We start from the raw sequence: 20,321 nt of genomic DNA, 5'->3' as shown, positions 1-20,321 counted from the left end.
TGCTTTCTGCCTCTGTTTTACTTTACACTGTGTGAAACTGACGGATTATATACTAATCACCCTCAGTCTGTCCCAGCTTTTAGGTCTTTTAAACGCGCACCAGTTAAAAATAGAACCACTAGGTAAACCACGGCTCCTAAACCGATCAACATCCCTAGCACCGCGCTTCGGTGAGCAAAGCTCCAGCCCAGCCATACTGACATATCTTCCAGTTGCCATAAGATTGCCGCCACCATCGCCGCGCCAGCAATAGCTAAACGTATAATAAAGAAGACGGTTCGCTTAGTGATTTGGTATACCTCTGCGATGTGCAGGCCACGATACAGCAGTGCCATATTCACAAATGCCGATAGTGCCGTCGCGATAGCCAAGCCAACGTAGCCATAGAAGTACGCAAAAATTGCATTAAATACCATGTTGGTCACCATCGCAATGATGCCGTATTTCACTGGCGTTTTAGTGTCTTGACGCGAGTAATAACCCGGAGCGAGCACTTTAATCAGCATAAAGTTCAACAAGCCTGAAGCGTAAGCAAAGAGTGACAATGATGCTTGATGTACGTCTTGTGGCGAAAACTCACCTCGCATGAATAACACCATCAACATAGGTTTTGCCAGTACCATCAAACCAAGCATTGCAGGAAGGCCAAGTAAGATCACCATGCGCACCCCCCAGTCCATGGTTTGTGCGAATCCTTCATTTTGTGCGTCAACATGTTTGCGTGATAATGCTGGTAAAATCACCGTTGCAATAGCAATACCAAACAGACCTAACGGGAATTCCAACAAGCGATCTGAATAGTACAACCAACTGATCGAACCGGTTTGCAGAAAGCTGGCAATAAAAGTATCAAACAACAAGTTGATTTGGCTTACCGACACACCGAACAAAGCAGGAATCATTAAGGTTCGGATCTTCACCACGCCCGGATCGCGCCAGCCCCATTTCGGCTTAACCATAACCCCCGCTTTAATAAGGAAAGGGATTTGAAATAAGAACTGAACCAAACCACCAAGGAAAACACCGATGGCAAGACCAATCTCTGGCTGTGACATCTGCGGCGAGATAAACCATGCTGCCAAAATGATCATTACGTTGAGGAAGACGGGAGTAAACGAAGAAACCGCAAACTTACCTAGTGTATTGAGAATGGCTCCCGATAGGGCAACAAAAGTGATGAACCATAAATAAGGAAAGGTAATCTTGAGCATCACGCTAGCAAGTTCGAACTTCTCAGCCGCGGGACCACCATGCATCCAGTCTAGGAACCAACCAAAACCAAACAGTGCAGTCACCACACCGGAACCTAGAACACCTAAGATGGTAACAATTGAGACTATCACCCCCAATGTGCCCGCTGCACGAGCAATGAGCTCCCGAGTTTTATCCATGTCGCCTTGAGCATGGCTTTCCGTTAAAACAGGTACAAACGCTTGGGAAAAAGCACCTTCAGCAAACAAACGTCGTAAAAAATTAGGAATTTTATTGGCGAAGAAAAAGACGTCTGCGCTTGCTCCTGCCCCCATTAAATTTGCCACTACAACATCACGAACTAGGCCAAGAACGCGGGAAATAAATGTCATAGCACTGACGATCATGCCAGACTTGAGTAGTCGTTTACTCACTGTAACCTCGGAATATCACCATAAGACAGCTAACCCTATACTGTTTCTCTGACAGGTGCTGTAAATAGACGTCAAAAATCTATCCGCGGGTTGTAAGGAATAAGTGTGCCTTTCGCGGATAATTATTAGCATTGGTATAAAAATGCTGTTAGAATCCCCGCCATCTTAACCGCGATAACCTCTCTTACCAAAATTTGTTTTGGCTTAGATCGGTTTTTGCACAAATCATTTGACATTTAAGCGCAAATGAGGGATATTCCTCGCCCTTAAATTGTCACAGAACTAAGTTTTTGGGAGTTAGACCCTTGGCAAATAGTAAATCTGCTAAGAAGCGCGCTATCCAAGCTGAGAAACGTCGTCAGCACAATGCTAGCCGTCGCTCAATGATGCGTACTTACATGAAGAAAACTGTTGCTGCTATCGAAGCAGGCGACAAAGAAGCTGCAACTGCTGCATTCGCTGTAGTTACACCTATCCTAGACCGCATGGCAACTAAAGGCCTTATTCACAAGAATAAAGCAGCTCGCCATAAGTCTCGTTTCGCTGCACAAATCAAAGCTCTTTAATAGAGTCCTGATTTTACAGCGAAGAAAAAACCGACCTTGTGTCGGTTTTTTTATATCTACAAAATTTTCTTAATAAAAAAAGCTGGCAATGCCAGCTTTTCTTTTTCTGAATGTCCCATTTAAAGACATCAGCTTATTCATTACCCATATAACGCTCAAACTAGAAAGCACTATTAAAACACTTGAGAACAAAGCAAATTGGTCGATGAGTAGTACCCTATCATCAAAAGTTTAACGCCACTCTCAAATATTCCAACAAGTTAGATTCACACTCTAAGATGAGCAGTATATTAGGACTATTTAATTAATGTTGAGCACTCTCAGCACAATAAAGACTATGCAGTGTTTTTATTAACGCTTTCACTTCATCACTCTTTAATGTGTAGTACACCGTTTGTGCTTCTTTCCTTGTCGTGACTAACTCATCACGGCGAAGCCAAGCAAGATGCTGAGATAATGCCGACTGGCTTAGCTCTAACTTTGCACACAGCTCTCCCACGGACAGCTCTTGGTTATGCAGCATACAAAGGATTTGTAGGCGTCTCTCGTTTGCCATCGCTTTGAGCAACACGACGGCTTTTGCGGAGTTCTGCTCCATTTCTTGTAGATTCATGTGTTGGACCTCTAGCTACAACTTACTTATTCCAACCCTGGCCAGCTTGTTGTGTTGCACTGATTTATATATCTAAGAAAATCAAGATACACTCCCAGAGTCTTCATTATTAGAACCTCTAATTTAGTTGTTAGTGATACACCAATATTATCCACCAAGGATTTTAATTGGTGCGCCATCAATAATTAATAGTTTTGCTCACTAAAACAAGTATCTTGCTTACTTAGATATTATTTAGAATTATATTTTTATTGATAGTAATCTATTTATTTACGCAACGATACGGGTTTACTCAAACATTTGACTGAAATCAGCATCACAAACATTTTTTACCGCGGGGTGTTGGATCATTCGTTCCGCAAAAATCACGTAGTACTCTTCTTTTAGCCCATCGACATGGCCAATTAGCTGTAAATTTCGGTCGTCTTCAATCTCCGACATGTATACGGTCGGTGCCAAGAAAATCACATCGTCGTGGTACCGAGCAAAAGCTTTCATCAACGCAACATCATCAAACTCCCCCAGCACATTGGCTTGAAGGCCTTGACGATCAAACCATTGAATAACTTTACGCCCCATAGCCGTTCGGCTCGCGGGAATCAGAAGTTTTTTTTGTTCCAAGATCTCAGGAAATCGCACATTTTCAATTTCAGAAGAAGCAAAAAAGCTCATGCTACTTTCACCTAACTTTTTGCTATAAAGGCCAGGACTTTGAGTAGAATCAACGGGACAATCCGAAAGGATCATATCTAGCTTGTGCTGAGAAAGGCGTTCAAGTAGCAGTTCGTGGGTTGATTCATAACAGCGTAAATGAATACTGTTATCTTCCGGGACGGTCGTCATCAGTACTTTACTGACCAAGCGTTTAGATAATGCATCGGCTACACCAACTTCAAATAGAATGTTCGAGTGCTGGCTGTAATTGACGATATCTAACATCTCATAGCTCAAACCGAACATCCGGTCGGCGTACTTAAACACAAGCTGACCTAACTCAGTGGGCTCAACTGTACGACCATTGCGCTTGGTTAACTTTCCTTTCATGCGCTCTTCAAGCGCTTTAATCTGTCCTGTCACGGTTTGCGGTGTCAGGAAGAGCGCGTCAGCCGCTTTAGTTACAGAGCCCTGTTTGCACACCATCCAGAAATAATAGAGATGGTTGTAGTTTAGATGTGACATGATCGAGTCCCGAAAAGAAAGTGATACTTTTTATACCAAATGTGACAGAGACAAACAATAAACTCGACAAAACCATACAATACCTTACAAAAGCATAAGTTTTACCGAAAGTATAAAGTCAATACTGTCATAAAAGTTGAACTGAGGCGCATTTTCTCTACAAAAAAAGCGCAAAAACCAAACAAAACGAAATCAAAATTTAACCATTAAAATCAACAGGTTAAAAATTAATTTTCTTCCTCTTTTACGCCATTATCAAAAAGAACAATAAAAATCTCTCACAGCAAGAAATCTGTAATATTACTGAAATATTTGTTCTCTAACATCGCCCGCAGATTCAACTACAGACCGAAAAATGAACTGAAAGGTCAACGGAGAAAATTATGATGAACCAAGCTACTTCAACAGTGGCACCAATTTCGAGCACAGCTCGTTGGTTACGCTGGGCTAACTTGGCATTCATGTTATATCTGCTTCTTCTAGCAGTATCTATGGTTGGTAGTGGCTTTAAATGGGCAACTGGCGATCAAGCTAAGGTGCTATTTGAATTTGCCGCACACCCAGTTGCAGGTCTAATGATCGGCTTGGTGGCAACAGCCTTAATTCAGTCTTCAAGTACTGTAACGTCTATTATTGTAGGCTTGGTTGCAGGTGGCTTACCTGTAGAAACCGCTATCCCTATGGTGATGGGTGCTAACATTGGTACCACAGTGACCAATACGCTTGTATCTCTTGGCCACGTGCGCTGTAAAGAAGAGTTCAAACGTGCATTTGCAAGTGCAACCATTCACGACTTCTTCAACTTGCTTGCTGTCGCTATTTTCCTTCCGTTGGAAATGATGTTCGGCATTTTAGAGAAAGTTTCTCACTGGCTTGTTTCTCCACTGCTTGCTACTGGTGATATGAGCATTAAAGGCTTCAACTTTATTAAACCAATTACAAAGCCAGTCGTAGGCGCAATTAAAGAGCCACTTTCTACCTTCGGTGATACTGTTGGCGGCGTCATGCTTATTGCTTTGGGTATTGCGACTATCTTCGTTGCAATCACAGTGATGGGTAAATTAATGAAGAGCCTAATGGTTGGTCGTGCACGTGAAATTTTGAAAAACGCCATCGGTCGTGGTCCTATTCACGGCATCGTATCAGGCTCAATCGTGACCGTTCTAGTACAATCTTCCTCAACCACGACAAGTTTAATGGTTCCGTTGGTTGGTACTGGCGTGTTGAAAGTACGAGATATCTACCCTTTCACTCTGGGTGCTAACATTGGTACTTGTATTACGGCACTACTAGCAGCGACAGCGGTATCTGGAGAGTTCGCAGTATTCGCACTACAAATCGCTCTAGTCCACTTAGTATTTAACATCATGGCGACGCTGTTTATCTTTGGAATTCCATTCCTACGTGAGATTCCGGTTAAAGGCGCTGAGATGATTTCTGAAATGGCTATTAAGAATAAAGCAGTTGTTGGTGGTTACCTAATGTCAGTATTCGTTATTCTACCAGGTGCAATTCTAGCCCTAACAACGTAACAACAACGACATACTATCGCTTATTGTTTAGGCTCCACATCGTGGAGCCTTTTTTATGATAATTAAACTGTTCAAATCGATTGTCCGGTGATAATTTGAGCCACATCAGCATGCTTATGCTGAGCTATCTCATTTGGAGTCGACAACATGACGCAGCTTAATGACGCTATTTCTGATCAGCTACTCGCAATAGACGAAAACCTAACCCAACTGGTTGCTGATATTGATATCCTCAGTAGCGTGAATCCTCTTAATTATGCTCAAGAAAGAGAACGTTTCATTAAAAACAAATATTCTCAAGAGCCTAATTTTCAATATTCAATTACTAACGTAGATACCCACAGCGCAAAGCGACGTCTATATGAGCTACCTCTAGAAAACATTCAAGACACCCAACTGCAGAGGCTGTACGCGGATGTAATTCAGTCTTATGCAGATAAACTGGATCAAGTGAATACCATAGGTACGCAAGAGTTTCTTTATAACTCCTTACGCTATTATGGGGAACCGAGCGCCAAAGATATTGCCAACGCCCATTTCATATTGCACCTTCCTACAGAAGAAGAAAAAGAACCTCAGCACGATAGCCGTGCAATAGCACGTTTCATGCAAAATTTTGCTCAACGCAATGGGTATGAATGTGAAATACAGGTGTTGGACGGGATGTTAGCAAACGCACTAGTTTCAGGATCTAGAGTCAAAATTAACCACGCGGCGTACATCACCACTGATGAGCTGGAGGCTCTTGCACATCATGAAATGGGAGTACATCTCCTAACTACGCTTAACGGTCGTCAACAACCGCTAAAAGTCCTGAGCTTAGGTTGTCCTGCCAATACCAACACTCAAGAAGGGCTGGCTATATTATGTGAGTATCTGTCAGGACATTTCAGTATCAAGCGCCTAAGAACCTTAGCCTTACGAGTTCTGGCAGTAGAGTCGATGATCAAGGATCGCGATTTCCGCCATACGTTCATGCTATTAAAAGAACAGTATAAAGCTTCTGATCTTCAAGCATTTACAACGACTGCCCGAGTCTATCGAGGTGGAGGTTTAACGAAGGATTACTTGTATCTTAGAGGATTCCGAGAGGTGCTCAATGCCTATGATAGATTGGGCGATGACTTTTCACTATTGTTGTGCGGGAAAACAGAGCTGAAGTACTTTGAGCTTATCCGTTCATTAGTGAGTAAAGAAATATTCACTCAACCTAAGTTTATTAGCCCGGCACTGTCCACACCGATGCAGACCAACCCAATTCACCGTTATATTGTCAGTGCACTAAAATAATACCTTCTAAGTACAAAAAAGAAAAAAGCTCCATTCGGAGCTTTTTCTATATCTTGAAGAACGATACTCGTTACACTGAGAATGGGTAACGAATAGGATCGTGATGCTCGTACCCTTCAACCCAAAAGTCATCCAGTGTGACCCATGTTTCCAAATCTTCTAGAGATTTAATCTCTGGGTTGATATGGAACGTCGGCGCTTTTAATGGCTCACGTTTCAACTGAACATCGCGCATCAGTTCAAGCTGATCTTCATAAATGTGAGCATTCACAATCTTATGAAATGCCTGACCAGGTTTCTTGCCCGTAATTTGCGCCATAATCACCAAGAACACGTAAACTTGAACCATATTGAAGTTTAAGCCAAGCGGTACATCACACGAACGCTGAGTACTATTCAGGTAAAGCGTATCATCCAGCAATGAAAAATGGTGACTGTACATACAAGGACGCAAGCACCCCATGTGGAACTCACCCGGATTGTAGAAGTTCAAGATTTCACCGCGGTCATCAACACCACGCGTTAAGTCATCCACTATCTTACGTAGCTGGTCAACATGACCACCATCAGGTTTCGCCCAGGCGCGCCCTTGAACCCCATAGACACGGCCCATGTCGTCTTCACCTTTACGGTATGGGTTATTCAACCAGGCATCATTTAGGTTGGCATTGGCATCCCAGGTTTTCGTGCCCAGCTTACGAAAATCTTCCGCATTATCGTAACCACGAATATACCCTAATAGTTCTGCAACGGCCGCTTTCCAAAAACTTTTACGTGTGGTGACCAACGGAAATTGATTGTTCGCAACATCGTAGGTTAAATCCGCGTTGATTACGGTCAGGCAGCGCTTGCCTGTACGCTCATTTTCAACCCAAACACCTTGGTCAACGATGCGTTGACACAAATCTAAATACTGTTTCACACCAATACCTTACTTCGTCTTTTGTGGTAATTCGTCTTTGTAATGACCACGTTTGTATGCCCAAACCATCATGAGGACACCGATAACCACCATTGGCAGGGATAAAATCTGTCCCATGGAAATAAAGCCACCGAATAAACCCAAATGAGCGTCTGGTTCGCGCACGTATTCTACTAGGAAACGGAAGGTTCCGTAACCCGCAAGAAAGAGTCCTGAAACAGAACCTAGAGGACGAGGTTTCTTGATGAACCAATTCAAAATGAAGAAAAGGACGATACCTTCAAGCGCCATTTCATAAAGTTGCGATGGATGACGTGGCAGTGGACCGCCATTTGGGAAAACGATCGCCCAAGGCACATCCGTTACTCGGCCCCACAACTCGCTGTTCATGAAGTTACCTAAACGCCCCATACCCAAACCAAATGGCACAAGCGGCGCGATAAAGTCAGCAACACCGAAGAAAGTTCGCCCGTTTTTGTGTGCATACCAGAACATCGCGGTAATCACACCCAGTAAGCCCCCGTGGAAAGACATACCACCGGTCCACACTTTAAACAGGTACAAAGGGTCAGCCAGGAAGAGCTCAAAATTGTAGAAAAGCACGTAGCCTACACGGCCACCAATCACCACGCCAAGGAAGCCTGCGAACAACAAATCAGAAACCTGCTCTCGTGTCCAACCACTTCCAGGCTTATCCGCACGTCGGTTAGCTAACCATAGAGCAAACATAAAGCCCACAAGGTACATCAAACCGTACCAACGAACCGAAACAGGACCAATAGAGATTAAAACCGGATCAATATTGGGAAATTCAATATATCCCTGAGACATAAATCATTCTCTTCTTATCACAACAAAATAAATATACCCAAGTAACCTCTAGATGCTTGGTTCAGCGAGAATGACTTGGGTACAAACTTAGAGCAGCATGGTCGCTGCAACAAACATTAAGAACACCGCGAATATCTTTTTTAATACCGCAGTTGGAAGGTTAGTTGCCAGCTTCGCACCCACTTTTGTTGTGAGCATCGAGGCCATAGCAATCGCTAATAAAGCGGGAAGATAAACATAGCCAATACTGTATGAAGGTAAGCCTTCCACTTTATAGCCATGTAAGATGAAGCCGATCATACCAGAAATAGCAATCACGCAACCACAAACGGAGGATGAGCCCACCGCTTTACGCATCTCTATCCCATGTTTATTTAAAAATGGTACCGACAGTGAGCCACCACCAATACCAGCAAGGCTTGATACGACACCAATTCCCGTGCCGTAAACTACAGTCACAGGGCTGCTCGGCATAGGTTTACTGCTCGTAACTTTAATGGAACGAAACATTTGTACTGACAGGCAAAGAACAATGACACCAAACACTTTCGGCAAATAGTGTGTAGGGATCCACTCAGCAATATTGGCACCAACAAAGCCACCAATGACCACACCAGGCATCAACCATTTTACGACAAACATATCGACATTGCCGAGCTTAAGGTGATTCATCGCCGATGAGCCAGACGTGACAATAATACTCGCTAACGAAGTGGCTAAGGCCATGTGCATACTCATTTCTGGAGAGATCCCAGCAAGAGGAAGCAAATACAACAAGGCAGGAACAACAATCAAACCACCACCGATACCGAGTAACCCCGCCATCACACCCACAAAAGCGCCTAGCGCCAACAATAACAAAAATAAAGAGACGGTCACGATTTCCTACTTTTTACCTGCACGGATAAAGCCCGCAAAGCCCTGTTGAATGAAGAAGTCATGCATCATTTGATGAATGTCCTCCCCATAGGACTTTGTCATTGCTTGCTCCGCTAATTTTTCTAATTCTTCTTGTTGACTATGACGAATCAAATATTTCACCTTAGCCACGTTGGAGGTGTTCATACTCAAACTGGTATACCCTAACCCAAGTAAGAGAAGAGCGCCAAATGGATCACCCGCTAGCTCACCACAAATACACACGGGCACCTGATATTTATCACACACCTCATGGATTTGCTTAAGCGCTAACAGTACCGCAGGATGCATAGATTCATAGACATCCGCTACGCGCGAATTGTTCCTATCTACCGCTAATAAATACTGAGTTAAATCGTTTGTCCCGACAGAAACAAAATCAACACGGTGAGCAATCGTTGGCAACAGATACACCATCGATGGTACTTCAATCATGACCCCAATTTGTGGGAATTGAATTCTATCATCAAGCAAAACGGCTTCGCTGTGAGCTTGATTAATCAAGCTAATGGCATCGTCTAGCTCTTTTACCCCTGACACCATTGGCAATAAGATACTTAAGTTTCCGCTTTCTGCACTCGCTCTTAACATTGCACGCAGCTGGATCAAGAAAATGTCTGGATGATCCAATGTAAAACGAATGCCACGCCAGCCTAGAAACGGATTATCTTCTTCGATGGGCAAATACGGCAAAGGTTTGTCACCACCAATATCCAAAGTACGCATCACTACTCGTTGATTCGGATAGCTGTTAAGTATTGCTTGGTATTGATGATACTGCTCATCTTCCGAAGGAAAGTGATGCTGAAGTAAAAATGCAATCTCAGTTCGGTACAACCCAACACCATCAACACCTGTGTTGATGGCAATATTACTGTCTGCACTGAGTCCCGCATTCAGCATAATTTCGATATGGTGATTATCTTGCGTAACCGCAGGGAGTGCGAGGTCCTTGTTTACCATGGCAAACAGTTCAGACTCTTCGCTTACTAAGCTGCGATACTCTCGCAACAACTGGCGGTTTGGCTCTAAGAAGATCTCACCCGTATAGCCGTCGACTATCCCGAGTTTGCCATTCACCACATCCGGATTAATGTTGGCGCCCATGACTGCAGGGACCCCAAGAGCTCGAGATAAAATGGCAGCGTGAGAGTTTGCGCCTCCCTCTAATGATACGACGGCTAACAAAAACTCTTTAGGTACAGAAGCGAGCAAGGTGGCAGTGAGTTCGTTCGCCACCAAAATAATGGGACGATCAATTGCAGAATTTTCTTGCTCACTGTTGTGCAGAAAATAGAGCAGCCTTTGCCCTAACTCTCGGATATCTTGCGCTCTTTCACGCATGTATACATCCGACATTCTTGCAAATCGATTCGAGTATGACTCTACAACTTGGCGTAACGCCCAGTCTGCCCTATCTCCTTTTTCAATCTGCTTCTTCAAATCACCGCGAAGCATCGGATCATTCAGTAAGTGAGTAAACAGATCGAAGATCGCCAGCGCATCTTTGTTGATTTCACTGTCCAGCTTTTTCCGCATACGGCGAAAGTCATTTAACGCTCGCTCTATGGCCACCAGTAATGTCTCGTGCTCGCGTTCCTTATCTAACGTGGACGAAGGGAAAACATCCGATAAACTCGGCTGGGTATTGTCGAACCAAAACTCTCCAATCGCGACACCAGTAGACGCAGGCAAACCTTTTAATACCGTGGGTTTAGATGCTAACTGCCAATGCCCAAGATTCTGCGCATGTGCAATGAGCACCGCTAACTGAGCGGATAAGGTAACAAGAAACGATTCTTCCATTTCACTAAACAAGCGCGGCGTTTTTTGTTGGATCACCAACACACCTAAAACTTGTTTACGATGAATGATTGGAGTAGCTAAAAAAGAGTGGTAAATCTGTTCGCCGAGTTGAGGAAAGAATTTGAACTCGGGGTGTTTTGAGGCTTCGGCAAGGTTAAGGGGTTCAGCGCTTCGTTTTACCAACCCAACCAAGCCTTCATTGAAGTTGATATGAATACTATCACCTTCAAAAATAAGGCCTTGAGTTGCCATTAACTCAAGGCGCTGCATTTCTTCATTAGCAAGATAGATAGTACAGCACTCAGTACTAAGGGCAGCACAAGTCTCTTTCACCAATATATCGAGTGCCAGATGCACATCATCGACCCTGGAGACTTTCTCAACTATTTCCCTTAGCTGACTGAGCATGATTATCCTCTACGTTGCTTTTTTCTTTTCCCTTTCGCTTTTCTCTCTCGAAAAGGCATGGCTAAGGATGCAAATTCTTTCATCGCTCGTCGATAAACATCTCGCTTGAAAGAAACAACTTGCCTAACTGGATACCAGTAACTTACCCAGCGCCAACCATCAAATTCAGGGGATTTTCCGCGTTGCATATTAATGCGAGACTCATCGCATTCTAATCTCAGCAGAAACCATTTCTGTTTTTGGCCGATACAAACAGGCTTGGAGTCCCAACGCACCAATCGCTTTGGTAGCTTATATCTTAACCAATGACGACTTGTTGCAATGATCTTAACGTCTTTTTTCGTTAAACCGACTTCTTCGTATAACTCCCTGAACATGGCTTGTTCAGGGGTTTCACCTTCGTCAATCCCACCTTGTGGAAATTGCCATGAGTGTTGCCCGTATCGTTTAGCCCAGAAGACCTGACCATGGTTATTACATATCACAATACCAACATTAAGTCGGTAACCATCGCCATCTATCACTGGCTAACCTCTATGAATAAATTTTTTATTACCGTGATTTTTCCACATATCCCCATTACTAGCAAACTTACTGATGTGATATGAGCAAGATTTATTACCTTTTCAGCATTTTTGGATATCTTTTAATCAAACCATACCTTATCAACACAAGAGTGAGACATTGCCCACATTTATTCACCTTTTCTGTGAATAACTTTGTGAAGAATTCAATTCAAATGAGTAATTCAGTTCAATCCCATCAAATGAAAAACAAATGAATAAACAAAAAAACAAACATAACACATTGATAAAAAAGCATTTATTTTTAAAAATAACGATAATTCGATCTTCAATTTCTTGATGATCTTTTCACCAAACTCAGATCGGTCAAAGATCCACCAACAGGCTATTTATCCACACTTACCTGCTATTCGTTTAGATGATTACAACAAAATCAACCCCAAAAATGCATTTTAACCCCTGTTTATTCATACAGACCTCGTCAGGATCTTATCAATACCTCCTCCACCTGTGGATAAGTTATGAATTGATCGTTCTTACACCGCCTCGGTGAAATCTTAAACAGTAGATTTGGTCGGAGTTTGATAAACTATATTTTTTGTAATACCACCTTGTAACTATGAAACCAGAACCACAAACAGAAGCAGAGCTATTGGAACGAGCGCATGATATGGCAGGACTCAGTTTTGCTGAGTTGGCCGCCGAGGCGAATATGATTGTTCCTGAAAACTTAAAACGTGATAAAGGTTGGGTGGGTCAATTACTCGAATGGCACTTGGGCGCTCCAGCTGGCAGTAAACCTCAACAAGATTTCGCAAAACTAGGGATCGAGTTGAAAAGTATTCCGATCAGTTACTCTGGCAAACCTTTAGAAACAACCTTTGTTTCTGTGGCCCCCCTCACTGGTGTTCATGGTCTTACATGGGAAACAAGTCATGTTCGAAACAAGCTATCTCGTGTGCTTTGGGTACCCGTAGAAGGAGAACGAGAAATCCCACTCGCTGAAAGACGTGTGGGCAGTCCACTCATTTGGTCACCAGATGAAGAAGAAGAACGGATTTTGCGAAATGACTGGGAAGAGTTAATGGAGATGATCGTCTTGGGAAGATTTGATCAAATTTCCGCCAGACACGGAGAAGCGCTGCATCTTCGCCCTAAAGCCGCAAATGCAAAAGCGCTCACCGAAGCATATAACTCAAATGGTAAGCCGATGAAAACTCTGCCCCGAGGCTTTTACCTTAGAACACAGTTTACTGAACAGATCTTACTCAAGCACTACATTAACACTCAACCAGAATAAAACTATATCAGCTATTTAGTGCGTCACGAGCGATAACTCAATATCGCAGTATGAGGCTGCCTCTTCAGTGCCACATTCGTCATACGCATTGCGCAGCCTTAAATACGCTTTATCGACCCCTAGCCTCAATAGTTCTTCTTTTACTAAGTCTAGAGAGCCAAAATGTATCGGGTCTTCACCGTCTTTAATCGGCTCAAGTTGATGCTTGTACTCCACAGCTAAAAGATAGTCAGAGACATCAGAACACCCAATCACAAATACTTTGGGAGTTTTATAAGTATCTTTATGTGGACCATGTAGCCACATGTCCAATTGATGCTTCTGCATAACATACCTCCTTCACACGATCATTTAAGTGTAGTTAGGCTAACTGTAGCTTTCGAGTTTGCTCTTCCTTTATACGTAAATCATTTGCGATTGCGGCTACAAATCCCCTATATTGGAGTCACTTATTTAGTCGGTAACTCTTCAAGGACGTGATATGCAATACACAAAACTACCGCACTCATCACTTGAGATCAGTAAAATCTGCCTCGGCACTATGACGTTTGGCGAGCAAAACACAGAAAAGGACGCCTTTGAACAGCTCGACTTTGCCCTCGATCATGGGGTGAACTTCATCGATACCGCAGAGATGTACCCTGTACCGCCAAACTCGGAAACACAAGGGCTCACCGAGCAATACATCGGTAATTGGTTAGCAAAAAGCGGCAAAAGAGAGAAAGTAGTACTGGCAACAAAAGTGGCAGGCCCTCGCAATGTTCCTCACATTAGAGACAACATGAGCCTTAATCGTCGCCACATCCATACAGCAATTGATGACAGCCTTAATCGTCTACAAACCGATTATGTCGATTTGTACCAACTACATTGGCCGCAGCGTCAAACCAACTGCTTTGGTCAACTCAACTACCCATACCCTGACAAACAAGAAGAAGTCACGTTAATTGAAACGTTGGAAGCGCTTACTGAATTAGTGAATGCAGGTAAAGTGCGCTATATCGGCGTATCCAACGAGACGCCGTGGGGTGTGATGTCGCTATTGCGTTTGGCAGAAAAACACGATTTGCCAAGAATTGTCTCCATTCAAAACCCATATAACTTATTGAACCGCAGCTTCGAAGTTGGCTTGTCTGAAATCAGCCATTACGAAGGCGTTCAGTTACTTGCCTACTCTCCTTTGGCATTTGGCTGCCTGAGTGGTAAATACCTAAACGGGGCAAAACCTGAAGGCGCTCGATGCACTAAGTGGGAGCGTTTTGCGCGCTACTTCACTCCGCAAGGTGTTAAAGCGACCGAAGCTTACGTCAATTTAGCTCAAGAGCATGGTCTAAACCCTGCACAAATGGCGCTCGCGTTTGTCAATCAGCGTCCATTTGTTGCTTCTAACATTATCGGAGCAACAAACCTAGACCAATTAAAAGCCAATATCGACAGTATTGATTTGCAACTTAGCGACGAACTACTTACTGAAATTCAAGCAATAGGTACAACTTACTCGAATCCTTGCCCTTAACAGTACCACCTTCAAACGAAAACAGCTGATCTTCAAGATCAGCTGTTTATCCAATGAAGTCATACTTCATATAAAAAGTTAAGCGTGTTGAATGACTCGTTAGCAACTCAGTCAGCCCAACACGCTAACAATTACGTCATTATTCGCGACGTTAAGACTCGACGAAGGTGACGAACTCGACGTTCAACTTTTACTGCATCCGGAACATTGGCACGTGTAGAACGACCATCGCGATCTAAACCAATATCCCTCAATAGATGAACATTCGTCCATGGAATATCATGAGCAGTTCGGCGTATGGTACGCTGCCATTGCTTTTCTTCGCGTTTAAGGTCTGCTTTCAATAGCAAAGTGGCCAATTGTAAGTAAATAGAGTGACGCATAATATTTTCTCCGATTATCGATGTATTCGACTGGGAAAAATAGTGCGTAAAATGAACAGAAATATTCTGTTGATACTAAGCCGCTACTTTCCCGCAGCCTAGTAATAAATATGATAGGTTACGGATTAATTTTTATCTTGTGAGCCAGTGGTATTGGTATCATCCGATTTAAGGGTTATCGGAGCGATAGGCATACGATCAGCGTAAGCAGTGGTGTTAACAACGTAATGTTTCATCTTGCGCCTCCTAGCTAAAAATTAATCCGTTTATGAAAGGTATAACTCATTGAGTTACGGTTAAATTGTAAGCTTTGATGAATATATATCAAACATTTTTTGCCTTTTTGATTAAAAACAAATCAATACACCGCAATTTAGTTTCATATACTTTTATGTATAACATATTCACCTGAGGAATATATAAATTTGCGGATTTTATAAATCAAACCAAACAAAAAATAAAAAGAGCGGCTCTGTGGCCACTCTCTTTTATTGTATTTATTCGCCTATTTGACACAGGGAAAGGCCAACTACATGGCTTGTTCGGAAATCAAGTTATGTTTATTAAGTAGTCGATACATGGTTGCACGCGAAACTCCGAGCTCTTTCGCCGCATTTGAAACTTGACCAGAATGAGATTCCAAAACAACCAGCAACGCATCACGTTCACTCTTCTCTCGGATTGATTTCAAGCTGCGCTTTGAGTCATTACGTTGAGGTAAATCTAAGTGATGCTCTTCAATCATTACGCTGTCGGACATTAATACCGCTCGCTTCACTTGGTTCATCAGCTCACGCACATTTCCAGGCCAGAAATAACGTGTCAGTGCCTTGAATGCATCCTCAGAAAAGCTTTTTGCTTGCGAGTTGTACTCTTTTGAGAACTCTTGTAAGTAGAAACGAGCCAGCAATGCGATGTCACTCGCACGTTCTTTCAAGCTAGGGACATTGATGCGCAGAACGTTGATGTAATGGTAAAGTTCTTCATTGAAGTCACCGTCAATCAAAGCTTTTTCAACATCTGACGAGTTAGCAGCAAGAATGCGTACGTTAACCGCTTTTACGCCATCTTTGGTATCAATGGTGCCTTCTTGCAAGAATCTCAGCAGATTCATTTGCTGCTCTTTTGAAATGGTAAGAATGTCATTAAACAACACGGTGCCACCATCTGCTTGTTCAAGCAGGCATGCTTCCATATCTTCATCAGCGTTAATACCAAATACTTCAGCTTGGAAACGTTGTTCATTGAGTGCGCGACAGTTAATTGCCATAAACGGTTTATGAGAGCGTGAAGAGACTTTATGGATGGCCCTAGCAACCGCCTCTTTACCAGTCCCACTTTCCCCAGAAATCAGAATGCTGACGTCCGTTGGACCAATGCGCTTCACTTGATCGCGTAAACGTTTCATCGGGATAGATTCACCGATCAGACCCATATCTAAACTGCTACCAAAACTAGGCCAAACTTTTTTCTCCAACTTAAGCATGCCAAGCTGGTGACCTATTGTGCTTAATAACTGTGCATCTGGGATCGGCGCTGTGAAAAAGTCGATACAAAAGTTAACAATGAACTGGCATATGGTGTCAGTGCCAAGCTGAGATTCACGAATAAACGCTAACCAACGTACGTGTTTGTGAGAGCTGACTAAGTTCGCCAAACCATTCAAGCTGAACTCGTCATGGCTGAGATCAACAATACCGATACATGGACCAATATCTTCTAACAGCGTATTAGCTTTGCGTAAATCACCTACTTGGTGACACTTCCAGCCCACTTGCTCCAGTACCGATAACCAAGGCTCATAAGTACCGCCAACTACCACAAGCGATCCCGGGATGGAATCCATCTTAAACTGCCCAGCCATTCTCTAACCCTTTTTCATTGTTAATAGAAATTTTGTGCCACAAACTTATCTTTGCGAGCGGGTAACATTATCGAGACTCCGCCCCCTCACGTCTGTCTCAGTATTAAGACTATGCAATAGATTGAGATTTGGCGAATGTTTATTTGCATATCCCATTAAAAGGCAAATGCAACAACTTGAATTAACTTAACTAAAAGGCAAAAAAAAACCACCCGAAGGTGGTTTTTTACTCATCCTATCGAATTACGCTTGCGGGCGCATTGCAGGGAATAGGATCACGTCACGGATAGTGTGCGTGTTAGTCAGTAGCATAACCAAACGGTCGATACCGATACCTTGGCCTGCTGTTGGCGGTAGGCCGTGCTCTAGAGCAGTGATGTAGTCTGCATCGTAGAACATTGCTTCGTCGTCACCAGACTCTTTCGCTTCAACCTGTGCTTTAAAGCGTGCATCTTGGTCTTCAGCATCGTTAAGCTCTGAGAAACCGTTCGCTACTTCACGGCCACCGATAAAGAACTCAAAGCGGTCTGTAAAGAACGGGTTATCATCGCTACGACGAGCCAACGGAGAAATATCTGCTGGGTAACCAGTGATGAACGTAGGCTGCATTAGCTTAGGTTCTGCTGTTTCACCAAAGATCTCTTCAAGAAGCTGACCACATGTCCAGAAAGGTTCTACTTCAACGTGAACAGATTTCGCGATAGAAACCATTAGATCACGGTTTTGTAGGTCTTCTTCTGTTAGCGCTTGGATTTGCGCGTGGTCTGGGTTGTAGTGCTTGATTGCTTCGAACATGCTCATACGAGTGTAAGTACCACCAAACTCAACCGTTTCATCACCGTAAGGCATTGACGTTGAACCTAGAACTTCTTGCGCCACTGAGCTTAGTAGTTCTTCAGTTAGGTCCATCAGATCTTTGTAGTCTGCGTACGCCATGTAGAATTCCATCATTGTGAATTCTGGGTTGTGGCGTGGAGAAAGGCCTTCGTTACGGAAGTTACGGTTGATTTCGAATACGCGATCAAAACCACCAACAACTAGACGCTTCAGGTATAGCTCTGGCGCGATACGTAGGTACATTGGCATGTCTAGTGCGTTGTGGTGCGTGATAAATGGACGCGCACTCGCACCGCCAGGGATAACGTGCATCATTGGCGTTTCAACTTCCATGAACTGCTTAGAGATCATGAAGTTGCGGATTGCAGACATGACTTTAGAACGTACTACAAACGCTTGACGAGAGTCTTCGTTAACGATCAGGTCAACGTAACGTTGGCGGTAACGCATCTCTTGGTCAGTTAGACCGTGGAACTTCTCTGGAAGTGGACGTAGTGCTTTGGTTAGCAACTCGTACTCTTCCATGTTCACGTATAGGTCACCTTTACCAGACTTATGAAGTGCACCTTTAACACCGATGATGTCACCGATATCTAGACCTTGGTATTTTTCTTTAAGTACTTTTTGAACCGCTTTGTCAGCGTAAGCTTGGATACGGCCAGAAGTTTCTTGAATTACCAAGAATGGACCACGTTTAGCCATGATACGGCCAGCGATTGCTACTACGTGGTTAAGCTCTTCTAGCTCTTCCTTCGTCTTTTCACCGAACTCTTTCTGAAGGTCGCCCGCTAGTGCGTCACGACGGAAGTCGTTTGGATGGCCGTTCGCTTTGCAGCTCTTTCGGATTGCATCCAGTTTAGCGCGGCGTTCAGCAATCAGCTTATTTTCTTCTAGTACAGTTTCGTTTTGAACAGCATCAGTCATTTTCGATGTATCCTGTTTTTGTCGGTGAAAAGCTTTATAGACCTGATTTCAGGCTAGCTTCAATAAATTTGTCCAGATCGCCATCAAGAACCGCTTGAGTATTACGGTTTTCAATGCCCGTACGGAGGTCCTTAATACGTGAGTCATCCAATACGTAAGAACGGATCTGGCTACCCCAGCCAATGTCAGACTTAGCGTCTTCATTAGCTTGTTTTTCCGCATTTTGCTTTTGCAATTCAAGCTCAAATAGCTTCGCTCGAAGCTGTTTCATTGCCTGATCTTTGTTCTTATGTTGAGAACGGTCATTCTGACACTGAACCACTGTGTTCGTAGGTACGTGCGTAATACGTACCGCAGATTCTGTGGTGTTTACGTGCTGACCACCTGCGCCTGACGCACGATAAACGTCAATGCGTAGGTCGGAAGGATTAATGTCGATGTCGATGTTTTCATCAATCTCTGGATAGATGAACGCAGAAGCAAATGACGTATGGCGACGACCGCCTGAATCGAACGGAGATTTACGAACAAGACGATGAACGCCCGTTTCAGTACGTAACCAACCGTACGCATATTCACCAGAGATGCGAACTGTTGCCGACTTAAGACCCGCGACTTCACCTTCAGAGACTTCAATCACTTCAGCTTTGAAGCCCTTCGCTTCTGCCCAACGTAGGTACATACGCAGCAGCATGTTAGTCCAGTCTTGTGCTTCTGTACCACCAGAGCCAGCTTGCAAATCGATGTAACAATCAGAGCTATCGTGGTCGCCAGAGAACATACGACGGAATTCAAGCTTTTCTAGCTTCTCTTCCAACTCAGCAAGTTCTGGTTCAATTTCGTCAAATGTTTCTTGATCTTCTTCTTCTACAGCCAGCTCAAGAAGACCTTCTACATCTTCCACACCTTGCTCTAGTTGATCAATAGTTTCAACAACCGCTTCTAGTGATGCACGCTCTTTACCCAGTGCTTGCGCACGCTCAGGTTCGTTCCATACATCTGGTTGTTCAAGTTCTGCGTTGACTTCTTCTAGACGCTCTTTCTTCGCGTCATAGTCAAAGATACCCCCTCAGGACATTTGTGCGCTGAGACACGTCCTGCAGACGGTTTTTAATTGGATTGATTTCAAACATGTTTACTCAACATTTTAGAATAGAATTTAACCGAGAAATTCTACTGAAAAATGTGACCGAGATACAGGAAAATTTCGGATGAGAAATCAGATTGCGGTGAGAGAGAGCACGGTCATAAAATTTTACGCCCACTTAGGGGCAACCGTACTC

18 protein-coding genes are annotated in these 20,321 nt (G+C 43.5%); 5 read left to right on the top strand and 13 right to left on the bottom strand.

Annotated features, from left to right (window positions below; all coding sequences use genetic code 11):
* Positions 1–62: 62 nt before the first annotated feature.
* On the bottom strand, positions 63–1,625 hold the full coding sequence (murJ, locus tag R7O03_RS05420) for a murein biosynthesis integral membrane protein MurJ (protein ID WP_005381936.1): 1,563 nt from the start codon (positions 1,623–1,625) through the stop codon (positions 63–65).
* A 305-nt stretch (positions 1,626–1,930) separates the two neighbouring features.
* On the opposite strand from murJ, the gene rpsT reads away from it, so the two are divergent.
* Entirely contained in the window at positions 1,931–2,191 is a 261-nt protein-coding gene (gene rpsT, locus R7O03_RS05415; protein ID WP_005381938.1) for a 30S ribosomal protein S20, read from the top strand.
* Positions 2,192–2,495: 304 nt separating this feature from the next.
* On the opposite strand, the gene R7O03_RS05410 is transcribed toward rpsT, so the two are convergent.
* Both R7O03_RS05410 and nhaR read right to left on the bottom strand, forming a co-directional pair.
* Entirely contained in the window at positions 2,496–2,804 is a 309-nt protein-coding gene (locus R7O03_RS05410; protein WP_005381940.1) for an ArsR/SmtB family transcription factor, read from the bottom strand.
* A 288-nt stretch (positions 2,805–3,092) separates the two neighbouring features.
* Positions 3,093–3,983: a transcriptional activator NhaR gene (gene nhaR / locus R7O03_RS05405; RefSeq protein WP_005385959.1), complete on the bottom strand. Its 891-nt coding sequence runs from the start codon at positions 3,981–3,983 to the stop codon at positions 3,093–3,095.
* 386 nt (positions 3,984–4,369) lie between these two features.
* On the opposite strand from nhaR, the gene R7O03_RS05400 reads away from it, so the two are divergent.
* Both R7O03_RS05400 and R7O03_RS05395 read left to right on the top strand, forming a co-directional pair.
* Positions 4,370–5,515, top strand: coding sequence for a Na/Pi symporter (locus R7O03_RS05400; protein WP_025768431.1), 1,146 nt, complete (start codon positions 4,370–4,372; stop codon positions 5,513–5,515).
* A 147-nt stretch (positions 5,516–5,662) separates the two neighbouring features.
* Positions 5,663–6,805, top strand: a complete 1,143-nt coding sequence (locus R7O03_RS05395; RefSeq protein WP_025768430.1) for a flavohemoglobin expression-modulating QEGLA motif protein — start codon at positions 5,663–5,665, stop codon at positions 6,803–6,805.
* Between the two features lie 70 nt (positions 6,806–6,875).
* Here R7O03_RS05395 and R7O03_RS05390 read toward each other — a convergent pair whose 3' ends face one another.
* The 5 genes from R7O03_RS05390 to rppH form a co-directional block, all read right to left on the bottom strand.
* On the bottom strand, positions 6,876–7,727 hold the full coding sequence (locus R7O03_RS05390) for a thymidylate synthase (protein ID WP_025768429.1): 852 nt from the start codon (positions 7,725–7,727) through the stop codon (positions 6,876–6,878).
* A 9-nt stretch (positions 7,728–7,736) separates the two neighbouring features.
* Positions 7,737–8,558 carry a prolipoprotein diacylglyceryl transferase gene (gene lgt / locus R7O03_RS05385; RefSeq protein ID WP_005381948.1) on the bottom strand — a complete coding sequence of 274 codons (822 nt, stop codon included), beginning with the start codon at positions 8,556–8,558 and terminating at the stop codon, positions 7,737–7,739.
* 87 nt (positions 8,559–8,645) lie between these two features.
* Positions 8,646–9,437, bottom strand: a complete 792-nt coding sequence (locus tag R7O03_RS05380) for a sulfite exporter TauE/SafE family protein (protein WP_005385965.1) — start codon at positions 9,435–9,437, stop codon at positions 8,646–8,648.
* A gap of 6 nt (positions 9,438–9,443) precedes the next feature.
* A complete protein-coding gene (gene ptsP / locus R7O03_RS05375) occupies positions 9,444–11,690 on the bottom strand; it encodes a phosphoenolpyruvate--protein phosphotransferase (protein WP_005385966.1) in 2,247 nt (748 codons plus the stop codon).
* Between the two features lie 2 nt (positions 11,691–11,692).
* The gene (gene rppH, locus R7O03_RS05370; protein WP_005381953.1) at positions 11,693–12,214 is read right to left on the bottom strand and encodes an RNA pyrophosphohydrolase; all 522 of its coding nucleotides are present in this window, start codon (positions 12,212–12,214) and stop codon (positions 11,693–11,695) included.
* Positions 12,215–12,833: 619 nt separating this feature from the next.
* On the opposite strand from rppH, the gene mutH reads away from it, so the two are divergent.
* A complete protein-coding gene (gene mutH / locus R7O03_RS05365) occupies positions 12,834–13,514 on the top strand; it encodes a DNA mismatch repair endonuclease MutH (protein WP_017821501.1) in 681 nt (226 codons plus the stop codon).
* A gap of 15 nt (positions 13,515–13,529) precedes the next feature.
* Here the strand turns inward: mutH and R7O03_RS05360 are convergent, their stop codons facing one another.
* Entirely contained in the window at positions 13,530–13,841 is a 312-nt protein-coding gene (locus tag R7O03_RS05360; RefSeq protein WP_005381772.1) for a DUF6482 family protein, read from the bottom strand.
* A 154-nt stretch (positions 13,842–13,995) separates the two neighbouring features.
* On the opposite strand from R7O03_RS05360, the gene R7O03_RS05355 reads away from it, so the two are divergent.
* On the top strand, positions 13,996–15,030 hold the full coding sequence (locus R7O03_RS05355) for an NADP(H)-dependent aldo-keto reductase (RefSeq protein WP_005381774.1): 1,035 nt from the start codon (positions 13,996–13,998) through the stop codon (positions 15,028–15,030).
* Positions 15,031–15,161: 131 nt separating this feature from the next.
* On the opposite strand, the gene R7O03_RS05350 is transcribed toward R7O03_RS05355, so the two are convergent.
* The 4 genes from R7O03_RS05350 to prfB form a co-directional block, all read right to left on the bottom strand.
* On the bottom strand, positions 15,162–15,413 hold the full coding sequence (locus tag R7O03_RS05350; protein WP_005381776.1) for a hypothetical protein: 252 nt from the start codon (positions 15,411–15,413) through the stop codon (positions 15,162–15,164).
* A 529-nt stretch (positions 15,414–15,942) separates the two neighbouring features.
* A complete protein-coding gene (gene vpsR, locus R7O03_RS05345; protein ID WP_017635067.1) occupies positions 15,943–17,277 on the bottom strand; it encodes a cyclic-di-GMP-binding transcriptional regulator VpsR in 1,335 nt (444 codons plus the stop codon).
* Positions 17,278–17,520: 243 nt separating this feature from the next.
* Positions 17,521–19,038, bottom strand: a complete 1,518-nt coding sequence (gene lysS, locus R7O03_RS05340) for a lysine--tRNA ligase (RefSeq protein WP_005382861.1) — start codon at positions 19,036–19,038, stop codon at positions 17,521–17,523.
* Positions 19,039–19,072: 34 nt separating this feature from the next.
* Positions 19,073–20,171 (bottom strand): peptide chain release factor 2 gene (gene prfB, locus R7O03_RS05335; protein WP_100068604.1). Its coding sequence is split into 2 segments (ribosomal slippage): positions 19,073–20,095 and positions 20,097–20,171, totalling 1,098 coding nucleotides; the frame shifts between segments, so codons are not numbered across the junction.
* Positions 20,172–20,321: the final 150 nt, after the last annotated feature.

The sequence above is a fragment of the Vibrio sp. Vb2960 genome, assembly GCF_033337665.1.
Lineage (GTDB): Bacteria > Pseudomonadota > Gammaproteobacteria > Enterobacterales > Vibrionaceae > Vibrio > Vibrio alginolyticus.
Note: the sequence above shows the minus strand (reverse complement) of the source record. Positions and strands in the feature narration are given on the sequence as shown.